We start from the raw sequence: 22,845 nt of genomic DNA on the forward strand, positions 1-22,845 counted from the left end.
GAAGGGAACAGCAGCGCTTGTTGCCGCTGACAGGATGGCAACGGGCGTTGCCGATCAGGCGCTGTGCCGGACTTTCATCATGGCCAGGCCAATGAAACGTCGCGAGTCTTCCTGAAAGTCTCGCACCTGGGCGGCGAACTGCTCTTCGCGGATGTCCTGGTGGCGCGTGCTGAACGAAGTGGCGACGTCGGCGATGACCTGCGTCGTGTCGTTGAGGGTCTGGTGCAGCGTGCCCAGAATGCCGACCGCACTGCGATTTGAAATGATCACTTCGCGATTATTGCCGGGGAACGTCCTGCCCGAAGACGACTGATCGTCAGGATCCAGTCTGTCCGGGGCGCCCAGCAGGGTGTTGCCGGAGAACAGATAATGCATGTCCACGCCAGCATCACACACGCGCTGAAGGTAATCGGCCTTGGGTGATCGGTGGCCACTTTCGTAATGACCCTGGGCGTTAGGTTCGACGCCGCCAATTTTGGCGAACGCGATTTGCGTCAGGCCTAACCGTTTGCGTTCTTTTCTTAAACGCATGCCAAGCTTTTCCATGAGCAAACTCCTGCTGAATTAACGCCACACGATGGACCGGTGGGTGCAATGGGGGGCTGGAGTGCGAGCTTCCTGGGTTAGCGAAATAGCCTCGTACGGGGGGAACTCACCACCTTACGGCGTTTGCAACATGAGCGAACAAGTATTTGGCCGGCATCCCTGTGTGCGTTTTTCAAAAACGCCTTCTCCTTCGATCTTCTTTTATCAGATAAAAATGGGGCATCTCCCCACCGGTCGGGCATCCAGGTGAATGGGCCTCTCAAGAGAGGCCAAATCCCGTTAGCCCTTGTTAGTCCTTGATTAACCGAGCCGGTATAACGCAAACGTTTTCCACCCCCATACGGAGAAATTTGCGTAAGCGTGCCGACGACCGGTAGATCGACATCTAACTCAAGATATATCCATCTGAATCAACGGATTACGAAATCCTTAATTTGCCATTTAGCGAATCGTCAAACTATTTTCCATTGATATTGGGTGGATCCAATCTAGATTACTGGCAAACGGCTTTCATCCAAATAAGAAACAAAGTTGCGCCTGGTTCAATGAATCAGGCGGCTGGTATGACACGCCATTAAACGCGTTGTTGTAGTGCTAAAAGCGAAGAAAAGGACTGTCAGAATGGACAATATTGTTGTAGCCAATAAAGCAACCTCCGAACTTACTGCCAAAACCTGGGGAGATCTTTCACTTAATTCACCGTCAGTTGTTCAAATGCCCGTTCCACCCAGCCAAGTTGCTTCGGTCTCTCGCAATGGGCAAGACCTGGTGGTGAATTTGAAGAATGGCGAACACATCAAAGTCGCCAACTTTTTCAACACCGCGCCGGATGGCCCCAACAGCGACATGGTGTTTCAGGCCGAAGACGGGACCCTCTGGCAGGCTCAGTACGACACCCAGTCCTTCAACGGTTTTACCTTCGACGAAGTCAACTCCCTCGATGAGCTCATCGCAGACACCGGCGTGGTCAGCGGTGCGACCCCGACGTGGGCGTTCGCCGGTCTAGGCCTGTTGGGCGCCGGCGGTGCGGCGGCAGCGGGCGGCGTCGCAGGTGGTGGCGGCGGTGGGGGCGGCGGTGGAAACGCTGCTGACACCTCTGCTCCCGTGGCCCCGGGGAACCTGCTTGTCAGTGCCGACGGCACGTTGCTGACCGGCACCAGTGAAGCGGGCGCGACCATTCAGGTTCGAAACAACGCGGGCACCCTGCTCGGCAGCGGCGTCGTGGCGCCGGACGGTAGTTTCAGTCTTACCCTCAATCCGCCGCAAACCACCGGCCAGCCGCTGGTAGTCAGCGCCACCGATGCCGCAGGCAATGTGTCGCCCCCCGCTCAGGCAACGACGCCCGATACCGACGGCGGCCAACCCGGGGGTGAAACGCCTCCAGGGCCAGACATTACACCTCCCGGTGCGCCGGCCAATCTGGCGGTCAATCCCACTGGCAGCGTGCTGACCGGCACTGGTGAAGCGGGCGCGACCATCCAAGTGCGCGCCGCCGATGGCACGTTGCTCGGCAGCGCTGTGGTCAGTGCGGACGGCACCTTCAGCCTTACCCTTAGCCCGGCGCAAACCGACGGCCAGTCGTTGACCGTCAATGCGGTTGACGCCGCCGGCAACGTCTCCCCGCCTGCTCAAGCGCTGGCGCCCGACATCGACGTCCCACCGGGCGGCGACACCACCGCGCCCAATGCACCGGGCAACCTGGTGGTCAGCGCCGATGGCACGCGCATCACCGGCTCCGGCGAAGTCGGCGCAACCATTCAAGTGCGCGCCGCCGATGGCACCCTGCTGGGCAGCGGCACCGTCGGGACGGACGGTACGTTCAGTCTTGGCCTCAATCCGCCGCAAACCGACGGCCAGTCGCTGACCGTCAATGCAGTCGACGCCGCCGGCAACGTCTCCCCACCCGCCCAGGCACAGGCGCCGGACATCGACGTCACGCCACCCGGCGGGGATGTCACGCCGCCCGATGCACCGACCGGCATTGCCATCAGCGGCAACGGCTCGATCGTCAGCGGTCGTGGCGAAGTCGGCAGCACCGCGAGCGTCATCGATGCCAACGGCAACGTGCTCGGCACCGCCGTCGTGGGCACTGACGGGCTGTTCAACATCACCCTGAACGCGCCGCAAAACGCCGGTCAGTCGCTGCAGGTCACCCTCACCGATGCCGCCGGCAACACCTCCGCCAACGTTCCAGTGCAGGCACCGGACACCACGCCGCCGGCGGCGCCTTCGGATTTCGTCCTGTCGGCTGACGGCCTGACCCTCACCGGTCGAGCCGAAGCGGGCTCTCGCGTGCTCGTGCGCAATGCGTCGGGCGCGGTCATCGGCGCCACCCGCGCCGGTCTGGATGGCACGTTCAGCGTGACCCTCGACACCGCGCAGACCAACGGCGAGAAGCTCAACGTCAGCGCCACGGATTCGGCCGGCAACTCTGCCTCGGCCGAGCTGACCGCCGCCGACACCACGCCACCCGACCAAGTCACCGATGTGGTGATCAGCGCGGACGGCACGCAGGTCTCGGGTAAAGGAGAAGCCGGCGCGACGGTGACCCTCGTCGGCGCCAATGGCACGCCCATCGGGACTGTGGTTGTCGGCGCCAATGGCACCTTCGCCACGACCCTGACACCGCCGGTCAACCCCGGCGATCTGGTGCAAGTCACCCAGACCGACCCCGCAGGCCTGCCGTCCCCCGTGCTGGTAGTCACGGCGCCTGACGCCAGTGGGCCGGCGACGCCTTCCGGTCTGGTCATCAATGCCGACGGCACCCAGCTGACCGGCACCGCGAGCGCCGGGTCGGTAGTCCAGGTGCGCGATGCCAACGGCGTGCTGCTCGGCAGTGCGACGGTTGGCAGCACCGGCAGCTTCACCGTCGTACTCAACCCGGCCCAGGCCAATGGCGAAGTGGTCGACGTGGTCGCGGTCGACGGTCAGGGCGAAAGCTCGGTCACCGTTCCCGTGACCGCGCCCGACATCACCGGTCCTTCTGCCGCCACTGATCTCAGCGTGGCCAACAACGGACTGACCCTCACCGGCCGGGGCGAACCGGGCTCGGCCGTTTCAGTACGCGACGCCCAAGGCAATGTCATCGGCACCGGCGTAACGTCCGCGACCGGCAACTTCACCGTTAACCTCGCTTCCGCTCAAACCAATGGTCAGGCGCTGCAAGTGGTCCTGAATGACGCCGCCGGGAATCCATCACCCGTCGCGCCAGTCAACGCACCGGACCTCGACGGCCCGCTGCAACCGTCCGCCATCAGCATCGACGCCAGCGGCACCACGCTGACGGGTACCGGCGAGGCCGGGTCGACGATCACCGTCACCGGCGCCAACGGCATCGTGCTCGGCACCGCCGTTGCGGCCGCGAACGGCCAGTTCAGCGTGATCTTGAACAGCCCGCAGAACAACGGACAAACCCTGTTGATCAGCGCCAGCGACAGCAGCGGCGGCGCACCCGCCACCGTGAGCTTTGTCACGCCCGACACCCAGGCGCCTGCTGCGTTGACCAACCTTGCCCTCGACGGTACCGGCCTGACCCTGACCGGGGTCGGTGAAGCCGGTGCCACCGTAACGGTGCGTGATGCTGCGGGTAACGTCATCGGCAGCGGCCAGGCCGGCCTCGATGGCAGCTTCTCCCTGACCCTGAGCGCGGCGCAAACCGACGGTCAGCTGTTGCAAGTCACCCAGGCCGACAGTGCGGGCAACCAGTCGGTGCCCGCCTCGATTACTGCGCCGGACCTCAGCGCGCCGGCACCTGTGACCAACCTTGATCTGTCGGCCAACGGTCTGATCGTCACCGGGAACGGTCAGATCGGCGCCACCGTCACCGTCAAGGATGCCCTCGGCGGCACGCTGGGCAGCGCCGTGGTCGGCAGTGACGGCCGCTTTGAAGTCACCTTGTCCAGCGCGCAGATCAACGGCCAGACCCTCAGCGTCACACAAGTCGATGGGTCGACGCTGGCCTCTCCCGCTACGCCATTGCAGGCAGCGGACATCCAGGCGCCCGACGCCCCGACCGCCCTGACCTTGAGCGCTGATGGACTGACGCTGAGCGGCCAGGGTGAGCCCGGCGCCACGGTCAACGTGCGGGACGCCAATGGCAACCTGCTGGGCACCGCCACGGCTGATACGACCGGTCGCTTTGACGTCCTGCTCAACTCGGCCCAGGACGACGGCCAGGTGCTGCTGGCCAAGCAGACCGACGCGGCAGGCAACATCTCCCCTGCTTCCTCCTTCACCGCGCCGGACACCACTGCGCCGGACGCACCCACCGGGATCAGCATCAGCAATGACGGCCTGACCGTTTCCGGGACAGGCGTTGCAGGCGACATCGTTCAAGTGCGCGATGCCAGCGGGACCCTGCTGGGCTCGGCCACCGTCGCCACCAACGGCAGCTTTGCGGTGACGCTAAGTCCGGCTCAGCTGGACGGGCAACTGCTGAGCGTGACCCAGACCGACGCCAGCACCCTGCCCTCGCCGCCCGCCTCTGTCGCGGCGCCCGACATCACTGCACCGCCTGCTGTCATCGACCTCACGCTCGACGGCAATGGCCTGCTGACTGGCACCACGGTACCCGGCGGCTCGGTGAAAATCCTCGACGCCAATGGCGTTCAGATCGGCGCTGCCGTTGCCGGGGCTGACGGGGTTTTCACCTTTAACGTTGCGCCGATCCTTAGAAACGGCGAAGCGGTGCAAGTGGTGGCGACCGACGGTGCCAACGACGCGCTGGCAACCCAGGTGCTCGCACCTGACACCACCCAACCGGTCGATGTGACGAATCTGGCGATCAGCCCGGACGGCGCGAGCGTTTCCGGCATCGGCGAGCCCGGCACCACCGTCACCGTTCGCGGACCGGGCAACCAGCAGCTCGGTACTGGCACCGTTGGCCAGGATGGCACGTTCGTCATCGGCCTCAATCCGCCTGCCGCAAGCAACACCAACGTGGACGTCATCAGCACCGACGCCAGTGGCAAAGCGTCAAACGCGGTCACCCTCGCAGGGCCGGACGGCACGCAGCTGGCGACCCCCAGCGGCATGTCCATCAGCGCCGACGGTTTCATCATGACCGGCGCCGCAACGGCGGGCAGCACGGTCACCATCCTTGACAGCAACGGCGTCAGCCTGGGCAGCGGCAGGGTCAACAGCCTGGGCCGCTTCAGCATCCTGATGCGTTTCGCCCAATTGAATGCACAGACCTTGCACGTCGTCTCGACCGATGACGCAGGCCACACTTCGGTCACCGCGCTGGTTGTTGCCAACGACCTGACGGCGCCCGAAGCCCCGGCGGGTTTGACCATCAACGCCGATGGCAGCTCCGTCACCGGGCGCGGTGAAGCCGGTGCGACGGTGACCATTACAAACAGTGGCGGTACCGTGCTGGGTACCGGCATCGTCGCGGGCAACGGCGTCTTCACCCTCGCGCTGACCCCGTCGCAACTGGACGCGCAACCCCTGACGGCGACCCAGGTCGATCAGGCGGGCAACGTCTCACAGGTCGCCAGCATCATCGCACCCGACCTGACGGCGCCCGACGCTGCGACGGGTCTGACCATCAACAACGTCGGCACCGTGGTCAACGGCCTCGGCGAAGCCGGCGCGACCGTGACCATTCGTGATGCCGCAGGCAACATCCTCGCCACCGGCCTCGTCAACCAGAGCGGCCAGTTTCAGGTCACTCTGCCGAACGCCGTCACCACCGGCGCCCCGCTGACCGTCACCCTGACCGATGCGGCGGGCAATGTCTCGGCCGGTGCAAGCCTGACGACGGTGGACACTACCCCGCCGGCCCTGCCGCAGAACCTGCTGATCAGCGCCAACGGCAGCACGCTCACCGGTACCGGCGAGGCCGGCGCAACGGTGAAAGTCCTCGACGCCAGCGGCACATTGCTTGGCACCGCGCTGGTGGCCAGTGACGGCACCTTTACCGTGACCCTCGCCCCTGCGCCGAATAACGGCCAGGCCCTCGACATCAGCCAGACCGACCCGAGCGGTAACGTCTCGCCGTCGGCAAACCTCACGGCGCCGGACATCAGCCCGCCCGCCGCCCTCACCCAAGTGTCGGTGAACGCCGACGGCCTGACCGTGACCGGCCGGGGCGAACCCGGCGCCACGGTGTCGGTGCGCACGTCCGGCGGTGCCCTGTTGGGCACGGCGCTGGTGGCCGCAAATGGCGCGTTCAGCGTCACGTTGAACGCCGCGCAGATCAACGCCGAAGTCTTGACCGTCACCCAGGAAGATCCGCCCGGCAACGTGTCGACGGCGGTGAACGTGACGTCCGTCGACCTCACTGCACCGGACAGCCCAGGCGCCCTGCTGCTCAGCGGCAGCGGCGTGCAACTGGCGGGGAATGCCGAAGCGGGCAGCACCGTCACTGTGCGCGATGCCTCCGGCAACGTGCTGGGTTCAGGCGTCGCCGGGGCCAATGGGGTGTTCCAGGTCAACCTGTCCAGCCCTCAACTCAACGGCCAGAATCTCAGCGTGACGGCCACTGATGCGGCCGGTAATGTCTCGGCGGCGGCGCCTTATCAAGCCGCCGACACGACCGCGCCCGCCGCTGCCAGCAACCTGGCCGTCAGCGCCGATGGCCTGACCCTGGGCGGTACCGGCGAGGCCGGTGCAACGGTGGTCGTGCGCGATGCCAGTGGCAACGCGTTGGGCACTGCGACCGTGGCGGCCAACGGCAGCTTCACCGTGGGCCTTAACCCAGCGGCAGTGGCCGGCGGCACGTTGACCGTGGTTCAGACCGACGCCGCCGGCAATCCTTCCGATGCCAGCACAGTGGTTGCCCCCGGCAATCTCGCGGAACCTGCGCCGCTCAATCTGGCCCTCAGTGCAGACGGGCTGACCCTGAGCGGTACCGCCAACGCCGGCAGCACCGTCAGCATCCGCACCGCATCCGGTGTGCTGCTGGGCACGGCGCTGGTCAATGGCGACGGCACGTTCAGTGCGCAGCTCAATGCCGCGCAGCTCAACGGCGAGTCGCTCTCGGCCATCGCCACCTCCAGCGACGGCGTCAACTCGCTGGCCACCGGTTACCTGGCCGCGGACGTCACCGCCCCGGGGGCGCTCACCGATCTAGCCCTCAACTCCAACGGCCTGACCCTGACCGGCCACGGCGAAGCGGGCGCGACGGTCACGGTGCTGGGCGCTGGCGGGGTTATCCTCGGCGCCGGCCAAGTGGGCGCCGACGGCAATTTCTCGCTGACGCTGAACGCGCCGCAAATTGCCGGCCAGTCCCTGAGCATCAGCCAGACCGGCGTCGCCGGTAATGAATCCGCCAGCATCGCGCTGACCGCCAGAGACCTGATCGCCCCGAATGCACCGCTGGCCCTGGCGGTGACGCCAGACGGCGCGGTGCTGTCGGGCACCGGTGAGCCCGGCGCCACGGTGAACGTGTACAACGCTCCCGGGACCCTGGTCGGCTCCGGCAGCGTGCGCATCGACGGCACCTTCCAGCTCAACCTCACCACCCCACAAGCCAACGGCGAACTGCTGGCGGTAACCCTGACCGATGCGGCCGGGAATATTTCCCTGCCCGCCAGCCTGACCTCGGTCGACACCACGGCGCCGCTCGCCCTGACCCAGCTGAACATTTCCAGCGATGGCGCGACGCTGATCGGCCGCGGTGAAGCCGGGGCGATTGTCACGGTGACCAACAACCTCGGCACCGTGCTTGGCACCGCAACGGTGGGCAGCACCGGGGCGTTTACCCTGGTGCTGGTCCCTGCGCTGACCAACGCCGAAGTGCTGACGCTGGTGCAACGCGATGCCGTCGGCAACGTGTCACCGCAAGCCAGCCTGACCACGCCGGACTTCACCCCGCCCGATCAGCTCGACAACGTGAGCATCAACGCGGCAGGCGCAGTGGTGACCGGTACCGGTGAAGCCGGCGCCACTGTCACCGTGCGCGATGCCGGCGGCACCCTGCTCGGGACCACGCTGGTGCTGACGGACGGCACGTTCAGCGTCACCCTCTCCACCCCGCAGATCAACAACCAGGTACTGAGCGTTCAGCAGGCCGACCCACCCGGCAACGTCAGTGTGCCCGCGACGGTCATCGCCCCGGATTTGACGCCCCCAGCGGTCGCCACCGACCTGCAGTTCAATGCGTCCGGCAGCGTGCTCAGCGGCAGCGGCGAAGCTGGCGCGGGGGTGCGCATTACCTTGGCCGATGGCACGCAAGTCGGCACCGGCACCGTGGGCGTCGATGGCAAATTCCTGATCACGTTGACCCAGACGCAGAACACCGGTCAGCCCGTGTTCGTCGTGCTCACCGACGCTGCCACCAATGCCTCGGCAGCGGCTTCCGTTGCTTCACCCGACCTGACGCCGCCCGCAGCGGTCACCAACGTGCAAATCGATAACACTGGCGTGGTGGTCAGCGGCCGCGGTGAAGCAGGTGCCAGCCTGTTGATCACCGATGCCGCCGGCGACATTGTCGGCACGGGCGTGGTCGGGGTGGATGGTAATTTCGCGGTCTCGCTGTCGGTGCCGCAAATCAATGGCGAGCTGCTGTCGGTGGTGCAACGCGATGCCGCGGGCAACCCGTCCGCCGGCGCGCCGGTCACGGCACCGGACACTACGCCCCCGGCGCTGCCTGTGGTGACCACGCTGAGTGCCAACGGCCTGACGCTGAGCGGTACGGGTGAAGCCGGCGCGACGGTCAAAGTGACCAGTGCCAGCGGCGCCAGCCTCGGCAGCGCCACGGTGCAGGCCGACGGGACATTCAGCGTTGCGTTGAGCGCCGCCCAGCTCAATGGCGAGAAGCTCAATCTGACCCAGACCGATGTTGCCACCAACGTCTCCGGCACGGTGGTTTACCAGGCCGCCGACGTGACCGACCCGGCGGCGGTGACCAACCTCTCGGTCAGCCAGGACGGTCTGATCCTCAGCGGCAGCGGAGAAGCCGGCGCTACGATCACCGTTTCGGTGGCGGGCACGCCGGTGCTTGGCACGGCCATCGTGCGGGCAGACGGCACGTTCAGCGTTGCGCTGTCGACTCCGCAGCTCAATGGCCAGTCGCTGTCGGTGGTGCAAGTCGACGCAGCGCAAAACGATTCGACGCCGGTCGCGCTCATCGCGCCGGACAGCACGCCGCCAGCGGTGCCCGTCATCACCTCGCTTACCGGCAACGGCACCATCCTGCAAGGCACGGCCGAAGCCAACAGCGTTGTGACGGTGACGTCCGCTAACGGGACATTGTTGGGGACTGCCCAAGCCAATGCCGGGGGGCAGTACTCGATCACGCTGAATCCGGCGCAGACCAACGGGCAATACATCGCGGTCATCGCGACGGATGCGGCCAACAACCACTCGGCGCCGCTGACCTACCAAGTGCCGGATACCCAGGCGCCTGATGCGGTCAGCAACCTGACCATCAGCGCCGATTATTTGCTGCTGGCGGGGCGTGGTGAAGCGGGCGCGACGGTGACCGTGAAAGACGCCTTGGGCGCAACCGTCGGCAGCGGGCAAGTCGCGGCCAATGGCACGTTCGTGGTCACACTGGTTCCCGGCATCACGGCCAACAGTGTTCTGACGGCCGGCCAGACGGACGCCAGCGGCAATGCCTCCGGCACCATCGACCTCACCGTTCCTGTGACGCCTCCAACGAATGCGCCGACCAATCTGTTGGTCAGCGCCGACGGCCTGAGCGTCACCGGCAGTGCCGCAACCGGCACCACCATCACGGTATACAGCGCGACGGGCGCCGTGCTCGGGACGGCGGCCACCAATCCGGGCGGCACGTTCAGCGTCACCCTCAGCACCGCGCAAACCAATGGCGAAAGCCTTGGCGTGACGGCCAGCACCGGAGCAGGCGGCGCATCACTGCCGGCTGCGGTGCTGGCCGCTGACACCACGCCGCCGGCGGTACTCAGTGATCTTGCGGTCAGCGCCACCGGCACTGTGGTGACCGGTCGTGGCGAAGCCGGGGCAACGGTGACCATCACCACCGCCGCCGGTGCGCCCCTCGGCACTGCCGTGGTCAATGCCAGTGGGACCTTCAGCGTGACGCTGAGCCAGGCCCAAGCCAACGGTCAGGTGCTCAACGCGTATCAGACCGATACCGCCTTGTTGCAGTCGGCCACGTTGCCGGTCACCGCACCCGACATCACCGCACCGAATGCACCGTTGCAACTGACCCTCAATGGCGCAGGCACCGTGCTGAGCGGCATCGGCGAAGCCGGCGCTACCGTTACGGTGCGCAGCAGCCTCGGCGTCGTACTCGGCACTGCAACGGTCGCACTGGATGGCACGTTCAACGCCAACCTGTCGGCGGCGCAACTCAATGGCCAGGTGCTGACGGTGAGTCAGCGTGACGCCGCCGGTAACGTCTCGTTGCTCGCCAACCTCAGCGCTGTCGACACCACGCCGCCCGCTGCGCTGACCAATGTGGCGCTGAATGTTGCGGGCCTGCAGGTCTCCGGCTTCGGCGAGGCCGGCGCGACCGTGCGCGTGACCAACGCGGCCGGTACGCTGCTCGGCACCGCGGTGGTCAATGCGGCGGGCGGGTTTGTCGTCTCGCTCTCCAGCGCCCAGTTGAACGGTCAGGTGCTGAGCGTCCAGCAAGCGGACGTAGCAGGTAATGCGTCGGTCGTCGCGACGGTCACCGCCCTCGACCTTCAGGCCCCTAATGCACCTTCGGCCCTGTTGTTGGCCGCCAACGGCCTGACCCTCAGCGGCAGCGGTGAGGCCGGCGCGACCGTCAATGTGTTCAACGCCACCGGCACCCTGCTCGGGACCACAACGGTGGGCGCAGGCGGGACGTTCAACCTCACCCTCAATGCGGCACAGCTGGACGGCCAGGCGCTGACGGTGCGTCAGGTCGACGTCGCGGGCAACGTGTCTGCTGCCGCCAGCCTTCTGGCTGCGGACATCACGGCGCCGGGCGTACCGACAGCGGTGGCCGTGAATGCCAGCGGCTCGGTGGTCACGGGCACCGGTGTTGCCGGTTCGACAGTGACCGTGCGCAATGCACTGGGCGCGGTCCTCGGCAGCACGACAGTCGCCGCCAACGGCAGCTTCTCGGTGGCGCTGAACGCCGCTCAGATCAACAACCAGGTGCTGAGCATCACCCAGGCGGATGCCGCGGGTAACGTATCGCTTTCGGCAAGCGCTATTGCGCCTGACCTGACACCCCCTGCTGCACCCGGTGCGCTGCTGGTCAGCGTGGATGGCCTGACGGTCATCGGCAGCGGGGAAATCGGTTCAACGGTGCAGATCAAATCCACCGGCGGCGCAGTGCTCGGGACGGGCACCGTCGGGGCCACGGGGGTATTCAGCGTCACCCTCGCCCCTGCGCAGATCAACGGCGAAACCCTGCTGGTCAGCCTCACCGACATCAAGGGCAACCTCTCGGTGGCGGCCAACGTCACCGCCCCGGACATCGACGTCAACGCCCCAGTGATCGCCAGCGATAACCTCGCCACGGCGTCGGTCACGCTGGTGCCGGTGAAGACCACGCAGAATTTTGCGGACTCGTTCACCACACTGCTGGCCGGGTTCTCCAAGGCGTTTGTGTTCACGGTCAACAGCGGCACCAGCCTTGACCCGACCCTGACGCTGACCACCGGCAGCCTGGTGTCCCTGCTCGACGGCGTGGTCTACACGCTGCAGGTCAAGAACGCCAGCGGCAACTGGGTCACCCTGGACGTCAACGGCAACGGCGGCCTGCTCGACCTGGTGGCGATCACCGGCCAGGGCGTGCGGGTGAATATCGGCGACTTGCTGGGTGGCGATTACCGGCTGGTCGTGTCGAGCACCGGCATCGGCGTGTTGACAAGCGTCACCACGCAGCTGCAGCTGGATGTCACCAGCCTGACCCAGTTCAACGGGGTGGCCGGTGCCGCCGTGACCGGCAACGTCATCACCAACCCGGGCATTGATGGCCAGGCGGATGTGACCGGCCCGGACAACGGCGCGGTGCTGCAAGTACTGAAAAACGGCAGCTACGTCACCGCCAGCGCCGGCGTGACGGTGCAAGGCCTATACGGCACGCTGACCATCGACGCCAGCGGCAACTACAGCTACAGACCTGATGGGGCGGTCACCAGCGTCGGCAAAGTGGATGTCTTCAGCTATCAGCTGGGGCATCCGAACGGCCTGAGCGACACGGCCAATCTGTATGTGCGCATCGACAGCCCGCAGGCCACCGAAGTGTGGAGCGACAGCAACCTGGCCAGCCCGGCCTTCCTGGTCGACGCCACCAACGACATCGCGGTCAGCGACATCACCCTGGTCAACAAGGAGGTCATCACCAACTCGACGTTGGGCAGCTTTAACGTGCCGGTACTCGGCGGCGGTAACGGTTCGTGGAACACCAGCGTGGCGGCCGGTACCGTCAGTGACCTGACGGTGGTGGTCAACTCGAGCAACCTGCTGAGCCTGCTGGGGTCGCTGACCGTCGGCCTGTACAAGCTCAACACCACGACCAACCAGTACGTGCTGGTAAAAAGCTATGGCGGCAGTTCGCTGGCGAACCTGGGCGGCGGCAACTACGGCATCCGCTTCGACGACCAGACGGCGGGCAGCTATCAGGTGAAAATCAGCTCGGCCGGCATCGGTGTCCTGAGCACCGTCAACGCCAGCCTGATCAACGACGCTACGTACACCAATCAGTTTGTCGTCGGCAGCTACACCACGGTGGCGGGCAATCTGCTCAGCGACATCGCCGGCGGCGGGGCTGACGTGCTGGGCTCGGCGTTCACCGTGCTCAACGTGCTGGCGGCAGGCAGTTACGTGACGCCGGGTTACAACGGCACCACGATTGTCGGCACCTATGGCTCGTTGCTGGTGCAGGCCGACGGTCGCTACACCTACACCCTGACGCCGGGGCAGACCGATGCGGTCATCGGCCACGAAGACGTCTTCACTTATCAGCTCAAGCACCCCAACGGCACCACCGACACGACGACGCTGACCATTGATTTGGGACAGGCCGGTGCCATGGCCAGCACCTCGTTCGCCGCGCTGTCCACCGTAGCGAATGTCGATGATCACAGCGCCACCGCCGTTGCCACCACCGGCGCCGAGCTGATTCAGGGCACGGCGGGCAACGACACCCTGGACGGGTCCCATGGCGGCGCGGTCACCCTCCAGGGCGGCGCCGGCAACGACACGCTGATCATCGCCGACCAGCATTTCGCTTCGGTCGATGGCGGCACGGGCACCGACACGCTGCTCTGGGCGGGGGGCGATGCCACCATCAACCTGGCTGATCTGCAGAGCCGGATCCACAACATCGAGGTGCTGGATTTGAACCACACCAGTGCCGTCGCGCTGACCATCAGCCTGGCGGACCTGGTGTCCATTACCTCGGCGGACAACAGTACATTGATCATCAAGGGGGGCAGCGAAGACAGCGTGCACATGAGCAACACCTGGGTCGCCGGCGGTGCGCAACAGGCCGATGGCGTCGATTACACCCAGTACACGCCGCAAGAAGATCCAACCCATCATCTGTGGGTGCAGAACGGTATTCACGTCGTTTGATCAGCCCGCCCTCTGGCGCTGCCAGTGGCGGGGTTCAACCGGCCGAATCATGGGATCGGCCGGTTGATTCACTAAACAAGGAAGCTCTGTATTCGTACAGTAAGGAAGCCATGTGGAGCGCGTTCGCAAGCAGAAATGGCCGGCGGTCGTCCTGACCCTCGGCCTGTGTCACCCGATGTTTTCCGTTGCGCTGGCGGAGGATCAGATCGATCCCGGCCTGCGCAGCATCAGCCCTTCGCGCCTGCAATCGCGGCCGGAGGATCAGCGGCGCAAGGGCGATGGCCCTGCAGGCAGTTACAAAAGCAGTGCTAAAGGCAGTCCCGGGCCCGGGGCGGTCATGGTCAAGGAAGACAGCCCGACCCTGGGCCTCGAACAGGCGGTCAGACTCGCCGTTGACTGGCACCCCAGCATCAGCGAGGCGATCGGCACCTTGTATCAACAGGCCGAGGGCATCAACGTGGCCGAAGCCGGTTACTACCCGCAGATTTCCGGCGGGATAAAAGGCGGATACACCAGCGGCTACGGCAGCGACGACGGCAGCCAGTCCGTGAGCATTTCCCTCAAGCAGATGCTCTACGATTTCGGCAAGGTCTCGAACGCGGTCGAGGCCGCCCGCGCCAAGGCGGCGCGCAGTCAGGCGAGCATTCTGCTGGCGATCGACCAGGTCAGCCGCGACACCGCGTTCGCCTACATCGAAGTCCAACGCTATCAGCGACTGGTGGACATCGCCCGGGAGCAGATCCGCGGCATCGGCGACATCGTCGAACTGGCCAGGCAGCGCAGCGACATGGGCGCCAGCACGCGGTCCGATGTTGTTCAGGCGCAGTCCCGCGCCGAGGGCGGCATGGCCACGCTGCAAGAGTACAAAGCGCTGTACGCGCGCTGGCAGTCGACGCTGACCAACCTGCTCGGTCGGCAGACCCCGCCCCAGGTCAGCGACACCTTCAGCACATCGATGACCGACGCCTGCACCGCATCAGTGAGCACCGACGCCCTCCCCGCCGTGCTGCAAGCCGCTGCCCAGCGCACCCAGGCCCAGGCCCAGGCCGAACTGGCCCAGGCCAAGGCCGAAGCCTACCCGACGCTGTCGTTGCAGCCCTCGATCAACCAGTTTCTGGACGACCATTACGACGACCAGAACTCGACGATCAATCGCACCCAGGCCGGGATCTTTCTCAATCTGGAAGTACCGATCTATCAGGGTGGCGCCATCAGCGCCCGCAGCCGCGCCGCCAACTATGCACTGACCGCCGCCGATTCCGCCGAAGACGCCGCACGCTTGCAGGCGCGGCAAGGGCTGGGTGAAGCGCAGGCACAGACATCCGGCCTGACGCGCCGGCTCAGCTCGCTGGAATCCCGGCAGACCAGCATCACTGAAGCCCGTGAGTTGTACGGCCGGCAGTACCTGGAACTGGGCACCCGGCCGCTGCTCGACCTGCTCAATGCCGAGCAGGAAATCCACCAGTCGCGTTTCGACCTGGCCAACACCCAGGCTGACCTGCGTCGCCTGCAAATCGATTGCCTGTACAACAGTGGCGCGCTGCGTCGCGCGTTCGGCATCGATCACAGCACCATCCAGCACGTGGAGATCCTGCCATGACCGAGACCATCGTCATCCCCGAAGCGCCTGCGGCAGGCCCTAATCGTCCGGATTATTCGCCGTGGCTGGAGGCGGTCCTTAACGTCGCCCGGCATTACCGCCTCGACGTGTCACCGGAAAGCATTCGTCTGGCATCGGCCAATAGCGAGGGCCGCGTCGAAGAAGTGGTTCGCTACATGGCGCGTCAGGCGGGCTTGAGCGTCAAGTTCGCCCACTACGACCGCAAAAGCCTGTCGCGCTGGCGTACGCCGCTGCTGGTGCAACTGCGCGACGGCCAGGTCGGCGTGATCGAAAGTGTCAGCGAGCAAGGTGAACTGGGCATCGCCTACAGCGGCGATCAAGGCCTGCAAAGCCGCATCGACCCAGCGGAGCTTGCCGAGCAGGCCCTGCGCACGGTGATCCTGCGGCCCATTCAGCCCCTCAGCGATGTGCGCACCGACGACTACATCAAGCCCTACGACGAGCACTGGTTCAGGCGCATCGTCCTCAGCGACCTGCGCCCTTACCGGCAGGTGATGCTGGCATCGCTGGTCGCTAACCTGCTGGGCATGGCCGGCGTGCTGTTCTCCATGCAGGTCTACGACCGGGTGATTCCGGCCGAGTCGCTGCCAACCCTGTACGTGCTGTTTGGCGGCGTGATGCTGGCGCTGGTGTTCGACTTCGTCATGCGCATCATGCGTCTGCGCATCACCGACGTAATGGGCAAGCGCGCCGACCTGCGGGTGTCGGACCTGATCTTCGGCCACGCCCTGCGCCTGCGTAATTCGGCGCGGCCAAAATCCACCGGCTCGTTCATTTCGCAGCTGCGCGAGCTGGAGCAGATCCGCGACCTGATCACTTCCAGCACCGCGACGGCGCTAGCGGACATGCCATTCTTCTTTCTGTTCCTGCTGGTGTTCTACCTGATCGGCGGGCCATTGGTGCTGATCCCTTTGGTCGCGCTGGTGGCGATGGTGCTGCCCGGCGTGCTCGCCCAACGCAAGCTCGCGCGGCTGGCGAATGCCTCGATGCGCGAAGCCGCACTGCGCAACGCCATGCTGGTGGAAACCGTGCAGGGCATGGACGACATCAAGGCGCTGCAGGCCGAGCAACGTTTCCAGCAGCAGTGGAATCATTACAACGCTGCGTCCGCCGACAGCAGCCTGAAACTGCGTTCGCTGACCAACAGCCTGGTGGCCTGGACCCAGAACGTGCAGGGCGCGGTGTTCGCCGTGGTCATCGTGTTCGGTGCGCCGATGGTGATTGCCGGCGACCTGACCACCGGCAGCCTGGTGGCCGCCTCGATGCTGGCCTCGCGGATGATGGCGCCGATGGCGCAACTGACCCACGTGCTGACCCGCTGGCAACAGGCGAAAGTGGCGCTGCAGGGGCTCAATCGGCTGATGCAGATGCCGGTCGATCACCCCGAGGGCAGCCAGCGCGTGCATTTGCCCGCCATTCGCGGTGACTACGTGTTGCGTCAGGCCGGTTTCAAGTACAGCGAAGAAGCCTCGCCAGCCTTGAGCGGCATCAACTTGAACATTCGTCCGGGCGAGCGCGTTGCCATTCTCGGGCGCAACGGAGCGGGCAAGTCGACGCTGCTGCAAGCGCTGGCGGGTTCGATGGATTTGTCCAGCGGCGAGACCACCGTGGATGGCATCTCCCTCGCTCACCTGGACCCGGCCGACCTGCGCCGGGACGTCGGTCTGATGTCGCAGCAGGCGCGGCTGTTTCACGGCACGCTGCGGGACAACCTCACCCTTGGCGCGGGCCAGGCCAGCGATCAGGAAATCATCGCCGCCCTGTCGGTGACCGGCGCGCTGGAGTTCGTCCGCCAGTTGCCCAAAGGCATGGACCACCTGATTCTCGAAGGGGGACTGGGCCTGTCCGGCGGTCAGCGGCAGAGCCTGCTGCTTTCGCGGCTGCTGATTCGCCAGCCCCAGGTGCTGCTGCTGGACGAACCTACGGCGTCACTGGATGACATCACCGAACGCCAGCTGCTGGAAAAACTCTCGACCTGGTGTCAGGGCCGCACGCTAATCGTCGCCACGCACCGGGTCAGCCTGCTGCAACTGGTGGAACGCATCATCGTGCTGGACAACGGCCGCATCGTCATCGATGACCACCGCGACGCCGCCCTCACCCGACTCAGACAGCCGCAAGGAGCGCAGGCATGAACGCACTGACCACCGAACAAACGCCTCGGCTTGGCGACCAAGTCACCTACCTCGACGGCCAAGACGAGCGCAGCCTCGCCGGCGGCGTGCGGGTGATCTGGACCTGTGCGCTGATGCTGGCGTGTTTTCTCGCCTGGGCGGCCTGGTTTCAGGTGGTGGAAGTGTCCACCGGCACCGGCAAGGTGGTGCCCAGTTCCAGGGAGCAGCTGATTCAGTCCATGGAGGGCGGGATCATCAAGGAGCTGAACGTCAGCGAAGGCACGCTGGTCGAGCGCGGCCAGGTGCTGGCGCAGCTGGATGCGGTGAAGAGTGAATCGAACGTCGGTGAGAGCGAGGCGAAATACCGGGCGGCGCTGGCCAGCGTCAATCGGTTGCAGGCCGAAGTCAGCGAGAAACCGCTGACCTTCGACGCCTCGCTGGACAAGTACCCGGAGCTGCGCCGTGCCGAGACCGATCTGTTCAACGCGCGGCGCAGGGGCCTGAGCGAAACGCTCACCGGCATAGAAAGCTCGCTGAAGCTGGTGCGCAGCGAACTGACCATCACCGAGAACCTGGCGAAGATCGGCGCGTCGAGCCGGGTCGAAGTGCTGCGCTTGAACCGCCAGCGCTCCGAGCTTGAACTCAAGGCCACCGAGGCGCGTTCCGAATACATGGTGCATGCCCGCGAAGACCTGGCCAAAGCCAATGCCGAGGCGCAGATGCTGTCGGCGGTGATCCGCGGCCGCAGCGATTCGTTGTCACGCCTGACCTTGCGCTCGCCGGTACGCGGCATCGTCAAGGACATCGAAGTCACTACCATCGGCGGCGTCGTGCCGCCCAATGGACAGCTGATGCAGATCGTCCCGCTGGACGAGCAACTGCTTATCGAAACGCGCATCTCGCCCCGAGACATTGCTTTCATTCACCCCGAGCAGCAGGCCAAGGTGAAAATTACGGCCTATGACTATTCGATCTACGGCAGCCTCGACGGCAAGGTGGTGACCATCTCGCCGGACACGATTCAGGATGAGGTGAAGCCGGAGATCTTCTACTACCGGGTGTTCATCCGCACGGACTCGGATGTGCTACGCAACAAGGCGGGCAAGACTTTTGCGATCGTCCCCGGGATGATCGCCACCGTGGACATCCGCACGGGTGAAAAGACCGTGCTGGATTACCTCATCAAGCCGCTCAACCGCGCCCGCGAAGCGCTGCGCGAGCGTTGATCAGTTGACCGCGAGATGGGCCGCCGCTGGCGTGACCGACTTGAGTTGCGCCATGTAACGGGTCCACTCGCGGTTGATTTCGTTGTAAGGCATGAAAATGCTGACCCGTGGCTGGTTGGCCAGGTCCGGGCGTTTGATCTTGGCCAGGTCACTGGACGTCAGCAACGCCACGGTGATGCCAACCACTTTGCCATCTGCCGCGAACACCGGTCCGCCCGACATGCCCTTGGCCACCGGGCCATCATGGGTGCCGTACATCACGTTGCCTTCTTTTGCGTCCAGGCGAACCATCGCCGGCAGCGCATGCCCTGTGCCTTTCACCGACATGTAGGCGGAGTTGTAGCCCACTGAGGTGAGTTCTTCACCCGGCTGGTACGAACGCCACATCGGGACGGAGTCGGCCTTGTGCTTGAAGAACTGTACGTCACCTTGCCCCTGGAACACCGCGCCCGAGATGTAGGGAATGTGCTTGACGGTGACAGCGTAATCTTCATTCCACTGGATCGCGGTGCCCATCAACAGATAGGGCAACGGCGCACCGGAGTGGACGACGAAGGCTTGGTCAAAGACAGGATCCTGGGTAAACGCGGTTGGCATTCCGTTGCACCCGCTGATCAGCACTGAGGCTGCAACAAGTGACTTGAAGGGGCGCATTTTCTTTCCGTGGGTATGAATTGAAGACGCTGTGAATATGTCATTGCGCCATCACTCAAGCAATAGCCTGAGCCTACCGTCCGTCTAGTGGTGATAAATGAAGTTAATTGGATCCAGTCTTTTCAAATCTATCAATCGATAGATTTGGTCGATCAACCCCTCATTTGTACTAAATTCAAAAAAAACGGCGGCCGTTCTGAATTATTTACGGCTTGCTTCTATCTCATCGACAACAGCCTGCCTCTGTTGCGACAGCACTTATTCCGTCGGAATCCACGTGCTGTCGCTGGACAGAACGCTGTTCGCCACAACGTCGCAACGCCACACTTCTAGCTCCCGGGACTTTTATGAGATCACGCAAGAAAACCGTCAACCCGATCGGGTTGCAAGACATCACTATTGTCGACGATGCCAAGATGCGAAAGGCCATCACGGCCGCCGCCCTGGGCAACGCAATGGAATGGTTCGACTTCGGCGTCTACGGCTTCGTGGCCTACGCACTGGGCAAGATCTTCTTCCCCGGCGCCGACCCCAGCGTGCAAATGATCGCAGCCCTCGCGACCTTTTCTGTGCCCTTCCTGATTCGCCCCATCGGCGGCGTGTTCTTCGGCGCCATCGGTGACAAGTACGGGCGACAGAAAGTCCTCGCCGCGACCATCGTCATCATGTCCCTCAGCACCTTCGCCATCGGGCTGATTCCGTCGTATGAATCGATCGGCATCTGGGCGCCGATCCTGCTGCTGCTGGCGAAGATGGCCCAGGGCTTTTCGGTCGGTGGTGAATACACCGGCGCTTCGATCTTCGTGGCTGAATACGCGCCGGACCGCAAACGCGGGTTCCTCGGCAGCTGGCTGGATTTCGGCTCGATCGCCGGTTTCGTCCTGGGTGCCGGCGTCGTGGTGCTCATCTCGTCCGTGGTCGGCGAGGAGAAATTTCTCGAATGGGGCTGGCGCCTGCCGTTCTTCCTCGCCCTGCCCCTGGGCATGATCGGCCTCTACCTGCGTAACGCGCTGGAAGAAACCCCGGCGTTCCAGCAGCACGTTGAAAAACTCGAACAGGGCGACCGCGAAGGCCTGGCCCACGGCCCGAAAGTCTCGTTCAAGGAAGTCGCGACCCAGCACTGGCGCAGCCTGCTGACCTGCATCGGCGTGGTCGCGGCGACCAACGTCACGTACTACATGCTGCTGACGTACATGCCCAGCTACCTCTCGCACAACCTGCATTACAGCGAGAATCGCGGCGTACTGATCATCGTTGCCATCATGGTCGGCATGCTGTTCGTCCAGCCATTGATCGGCTTCCTCAGTGACAAGATCGGCCGTCGCCCCTTCATCATCGCTGGCAGCATTGCCTTACTGGTGCTGTCAATTCCGGCGTTCAAACTGATCAACAGCGGCCAACTGGGCCTGATCTTCGCCGGTCTGCTGATGATCGCGGTGATCCTCAACTTCTTCATCGGTGTGATGGCCTCGACGCTGCCGGCGATGTTTCCCACCCACATCCGTTACAGCGCGCTGGCCAGTGCCTTTAACGTGTCGGTGTTGATTGCGGGCCTGACCCCGACCGTGGTCGCCTGGCTGGTCGAAACCACCCAGGATCTGTACATGCCGGCGTACTACCTGATGGTGGTCGCGGTGGTGGGCCTGATCACCGGCCTGACCATGAAGGAAACGGCGAACAAGCCTTTGCGTGGCGCAGCGCCCGCGGCATCGGACCTCAACGAAGCCCGTGAGCTGCTGCAGGAGCATCACGACAATATCGAGCAGAAGATCGAAGACATCGACACGCAGATCGCCGAACTGCAAGCCAAGCGCGAGAGCCTCGTTCAGCAGCATCCGCGTATAGATTGATCGAAAGCGCCGCACGTCGATGGCCGCCGCATTGTGGTGTGCCATCCTGACGGCTTCCCGGCAAAAGCCGGTCCTGCGTGATCGCGGTGTGTCAGTGGGACCGGCTTTAGCCGGGAAGAGCGGCTTGTGCACCGTTGGCATTGTTGGGTGGCGCCCTACGCCTTCACGGCTAAAGCCAGTCCTGCACTGCCGTTCGCGGTCATCTGGCAAATTCGTCGGAACCGCCGCGCCCCTCTCCCGGTCAGGTCTTGCATGAGCATTCAACCGCTTCTCGCACACGCAGAGATGCGGACAGAGAACTGAAAGGCAGCCTTCCCCATGACCGACATCATTGATCACTTGCCCCCCGTGCTACGACCGCAAAGCGAAATGATCCTGGCCGACATACGCGCCTCCGGCTCGACCATTGATCTGGTCAAGAACGGCGCTCAGGCCAACGGCTTCGTGCTCGGTTTGCGGTGCTGCGGCGGGATCGATGCGCAGCAGGCCGAGCAGCTTTCCGAACTCTACGACGGGGTCGTAGAGTCGCGGTTGAAGCGGCTGACACTCGGGTTGTCCTGAGCCGCCTTTATGCCGCTTGCCTGAACGCCTGGCGCATCCCTTTTATGTTTAGCCATTGTCAGCGGATGACATGTTTACCAACGGAGCCAACACCATGCGATCCAATACTTCCTTCCTTTTCGACCTCGACGGCACCTTGACCGATAGCGTTTATCAGAATGTCACGGCGTGGAAAGAAGCCCTCGATGCGGAAAACATTCCGCTGGCGATGTGGCGAATCCACCGCAAGATCGGCATGAGCGGCGGTTTGATGCTGAAGATGCTGTCCCGGGAAACCGGGATGGAGATCAGTGAGGCGCAGGCCGAGCGGTTGAGTAAAAGGCACGCCGAGGCGTATGAGAGATCCCAGGATCAGATCATCGCGCTGCCCGGCGCGGTGGATTTGCTGAAGACGCTGGATGATGAGGGCTTTCCCTGGTGTATCGCGACCAGCGGGGAGATGTCGACCGCGCGGATTAATCTGAAAGCGTTGGGTCTTGAGCCGGAGCAGATCAATCTGATCACGCGCGATGATGTGAAGAACGGCAAGCCGGACCCGGATTTGTTTGTGACGGCTGCGAAGAAGATTGACGCGAAGATCGAGGATTGTCTGGTGGTCGGTGATGCGATCTGGGACATGTTGGCGGCGCGGCGTTGCAAGGCAACGGGGATCGGGCTGCTGTCGGGTGGCTACGATACGAGTGAGCTGGAGCGGGCCGGGGCGTTGCGGGTGTATGAGGATCCGCTGGCGTTGCTCAATCATCTGGATGAGATCGCTACGCGGGAGTAGTGCTCGGCAGCGCTGTCGC

General features: G+C 64.4%; 9 protein-coding genes. 7 read left to right on the forward strand and 2 right to left on the reverse strand.

All coding sequences use genetic code 11. From position 1 onward, the window contains the following. Positions 1 to 54: 54 nt before the first annotated feature. On the reverse strand, positions 55 to 546 hold the full coding sequence (locus tag L4G42_RS26260) for a helix-turn-helix domain-containing protein (RefSeq protein WP_419789335.1): 492 nt from the start codon (positions 544 to 546) through the stop codon (positions 55 to 57). 621 nt (positions 547 to 1,167) lie between these two features. On the opposite strand from L4G42_RS26260, the gene L4G42_RS05715 reads away from it, so the two are divergent. The 4 genes from L4G42_RS05715 to L4G42_RS05730 all read left to right on the forward strand — a co-directional run bounded on the left by L4G42_RS05715 (position 1,168) and on the right by L4G42_RS05730 (position 18,992). Further along, the gene (locus L4G42_RS05715) at positions 1,168 to 14,031 is read left to right on the forward strand and encodes a BapA/Bap/LapF family large adhesin (RefSeq protein WP_272905092.1); all 12,864 of its coding nucleotides are present in this window, start codon (positions 1,168 to 1,170) and stop codon (positions 14,029 to 14,031) included. A 175-nt stretch (positions 14,032 to 14,206) separates the two neighbouring features. Further along, the gene (locus L4G42_RS05720) at positions 14,207 to 15,631 is read left to right on the forward strand and encodes a TolC family outer membrane protein (RefSeq protein ID WP_272905098.1); all 1,425 of its coding nucleotides are present in this window, start codon (positions 14,207 to 14,209) and stop codon (positions 15,629 to 15,631) included. Further along, positions 15,628 to 17,787: a type I secretion system permease/ATPase gene (locus L4G42_RS05725; protein WP_237250994.1), complete on the forward strand. Its 2,160-nt coding sequence runs from the start codon at positions 15,628 to 15,630 to the stop codon at positions 17,785 to 17,787. The genes L4G42_RS05720 and L4G42_RS05725 overlap by 4 nt, the downstream gene beginning before the upstream one ends. Next, a complete protein-coding gene (locus L4G42_RS05730) occupies positions 17,784 to 18,992 on the forward strand; it encodes a beta-barrel domain-containing protein (protein ID WP_237250993.1) in 1,209 nt (402 codons plus the stop codon). The genes L4G42_RS05725 and L4G42_RS05730 overlap by 4 nt, the downstream gene beginning before the upstream one ends. On the opposite strand, the gene L4G42_RS05735 is transcribed toward L4G42_RS05730, so the two are convergent. After that, entirely contained in the window at positions 18,993 to 19,589 is a 597-nt protein-coding gene (locus tag L4G42_RS05735) for a trypsin-like peptidase domain-containing protein (RefSeq protein ID WP_237250992.1), read from the reverse strand. 404 nt (positions 19,590 to 19,993) lie between these two features. On the opposite strand from L4G42_RS05735, the gene proP reads away from it, so the two are divergent. The 3 genes from proP (at position 19,994) to L4G42_RS05750 (ending at position 22,826) form a co-directional block, all read left to right on the forward strand. Further along, the gene (proP, locus tag L4G42_RS05740; RefSeq protein WP_237250991.1) at positions 19,994 to 21,496 is read left to right on the forward strand and encodes a glycine betaine/L-proline transporter ProP; all 1,503 of its coding nucleotides are present in this window, start codon (positions 19,994 to 19,996) and stop codon (positions 21,494 to 21,496) included. Between the two features lie 318 nt (positions 21,497 to 21,814). Further along, a complete protein-coding gene (locus L4G42_RS05745; protein ID WP_237250990.1) occupies positions 21,815 to 22,057 on the forward strand; it encodes a hypothetical protein in 243 nt (80 codons plus the stop codon). A 94-nt stretch (positions 22,058 to 22,151) separates the two neighbouring features. Beyond that, positions 22,152 to 22,826, forward strand: coding sequence for an HAD family hydrolase (locus L4G42_RS05750; RefSeq protein WP_237251045.1), 675 nt, complete (start codon positions 22,152 to 22,154; stop codon positions 22,824 to 22,826). Positions 22,827 to 22,845 lie beyond the last annotated feature (19 nt).

The organism is Pseudomonas petrae (assembly GCF_021728295.1).
Classification (GTDB): Bacteria; Pseudomonadota; Gammaproteobacteria; order Pseudomonadales; family Pseudomonadaceae; genus Aquipseudomonas; species Aquipseudomonas petrae.

Bases quoted from the DNA above. Each gene is read 5' to 3' on its own strand.
- L4G42_RS26260 (WP_419789335.1), bottom strand. From the start codon at position 546: ATGGAAAAGCTTGGCATGCGTTTAAGAAAAGAACGCAAACGGTTAGGC.
- L4G42_RS05715 (WP_272905092.1), top strand. From the start codon at position 1,168: ATGGACAATATTGTTGTAGCCAATAAAGCAACCTCCGAACTTACTGCC.
- L4G42_RS05720 (WP_272905098.1), top strand. From the start codon at position 14,207: ATGTTTTCCGTTGCGCTGGCGGAGGATCAGATCGATCCCGGCCTGCGC.
- L4G42_RS05725 (WP_237250994.1), top strand. From the start codon at position 15,628: ATGACCGAGACCATCGTCATCCCCGAAGCGCCTGCGGCAGGCCCTAAT.
- L4G42_RS05730 (WP_237250993.1), top strand. From the start codon at position 17,784: ATGAACGCACTGACCACCGAACAAACGCCTCGGCTTGGCGACCAAGTC.
- L4G42_RS05735 (WP_237250992.1), bottom strand. From the start codon at position 19,589: ATGCCAACCGCGTTTACCCAGGATCCTGTCTTTGACCAAGCCTTCGTC.
- proP (WP_237250991.1), top strand. From the start codon at position 19,994: ATGAGATCACGCAAGAAAACCGTCAACCCGATCGGGTTGCAAGACATC.
- L4G42_RS05745 (WP_237250990.1), top strand. From the start codon at position 21,815: ATGACCGACATCATTGATCACTTGCCCCCCGTGCTACGACCGCAAAGC.
- L4G42_RS05750 (WP_237251045.1), top strand. From the start codon at position 22,152: ATGCGATCCAATACTTCCTTCCTTTTCGACCTCGACGGCACCTTGACC.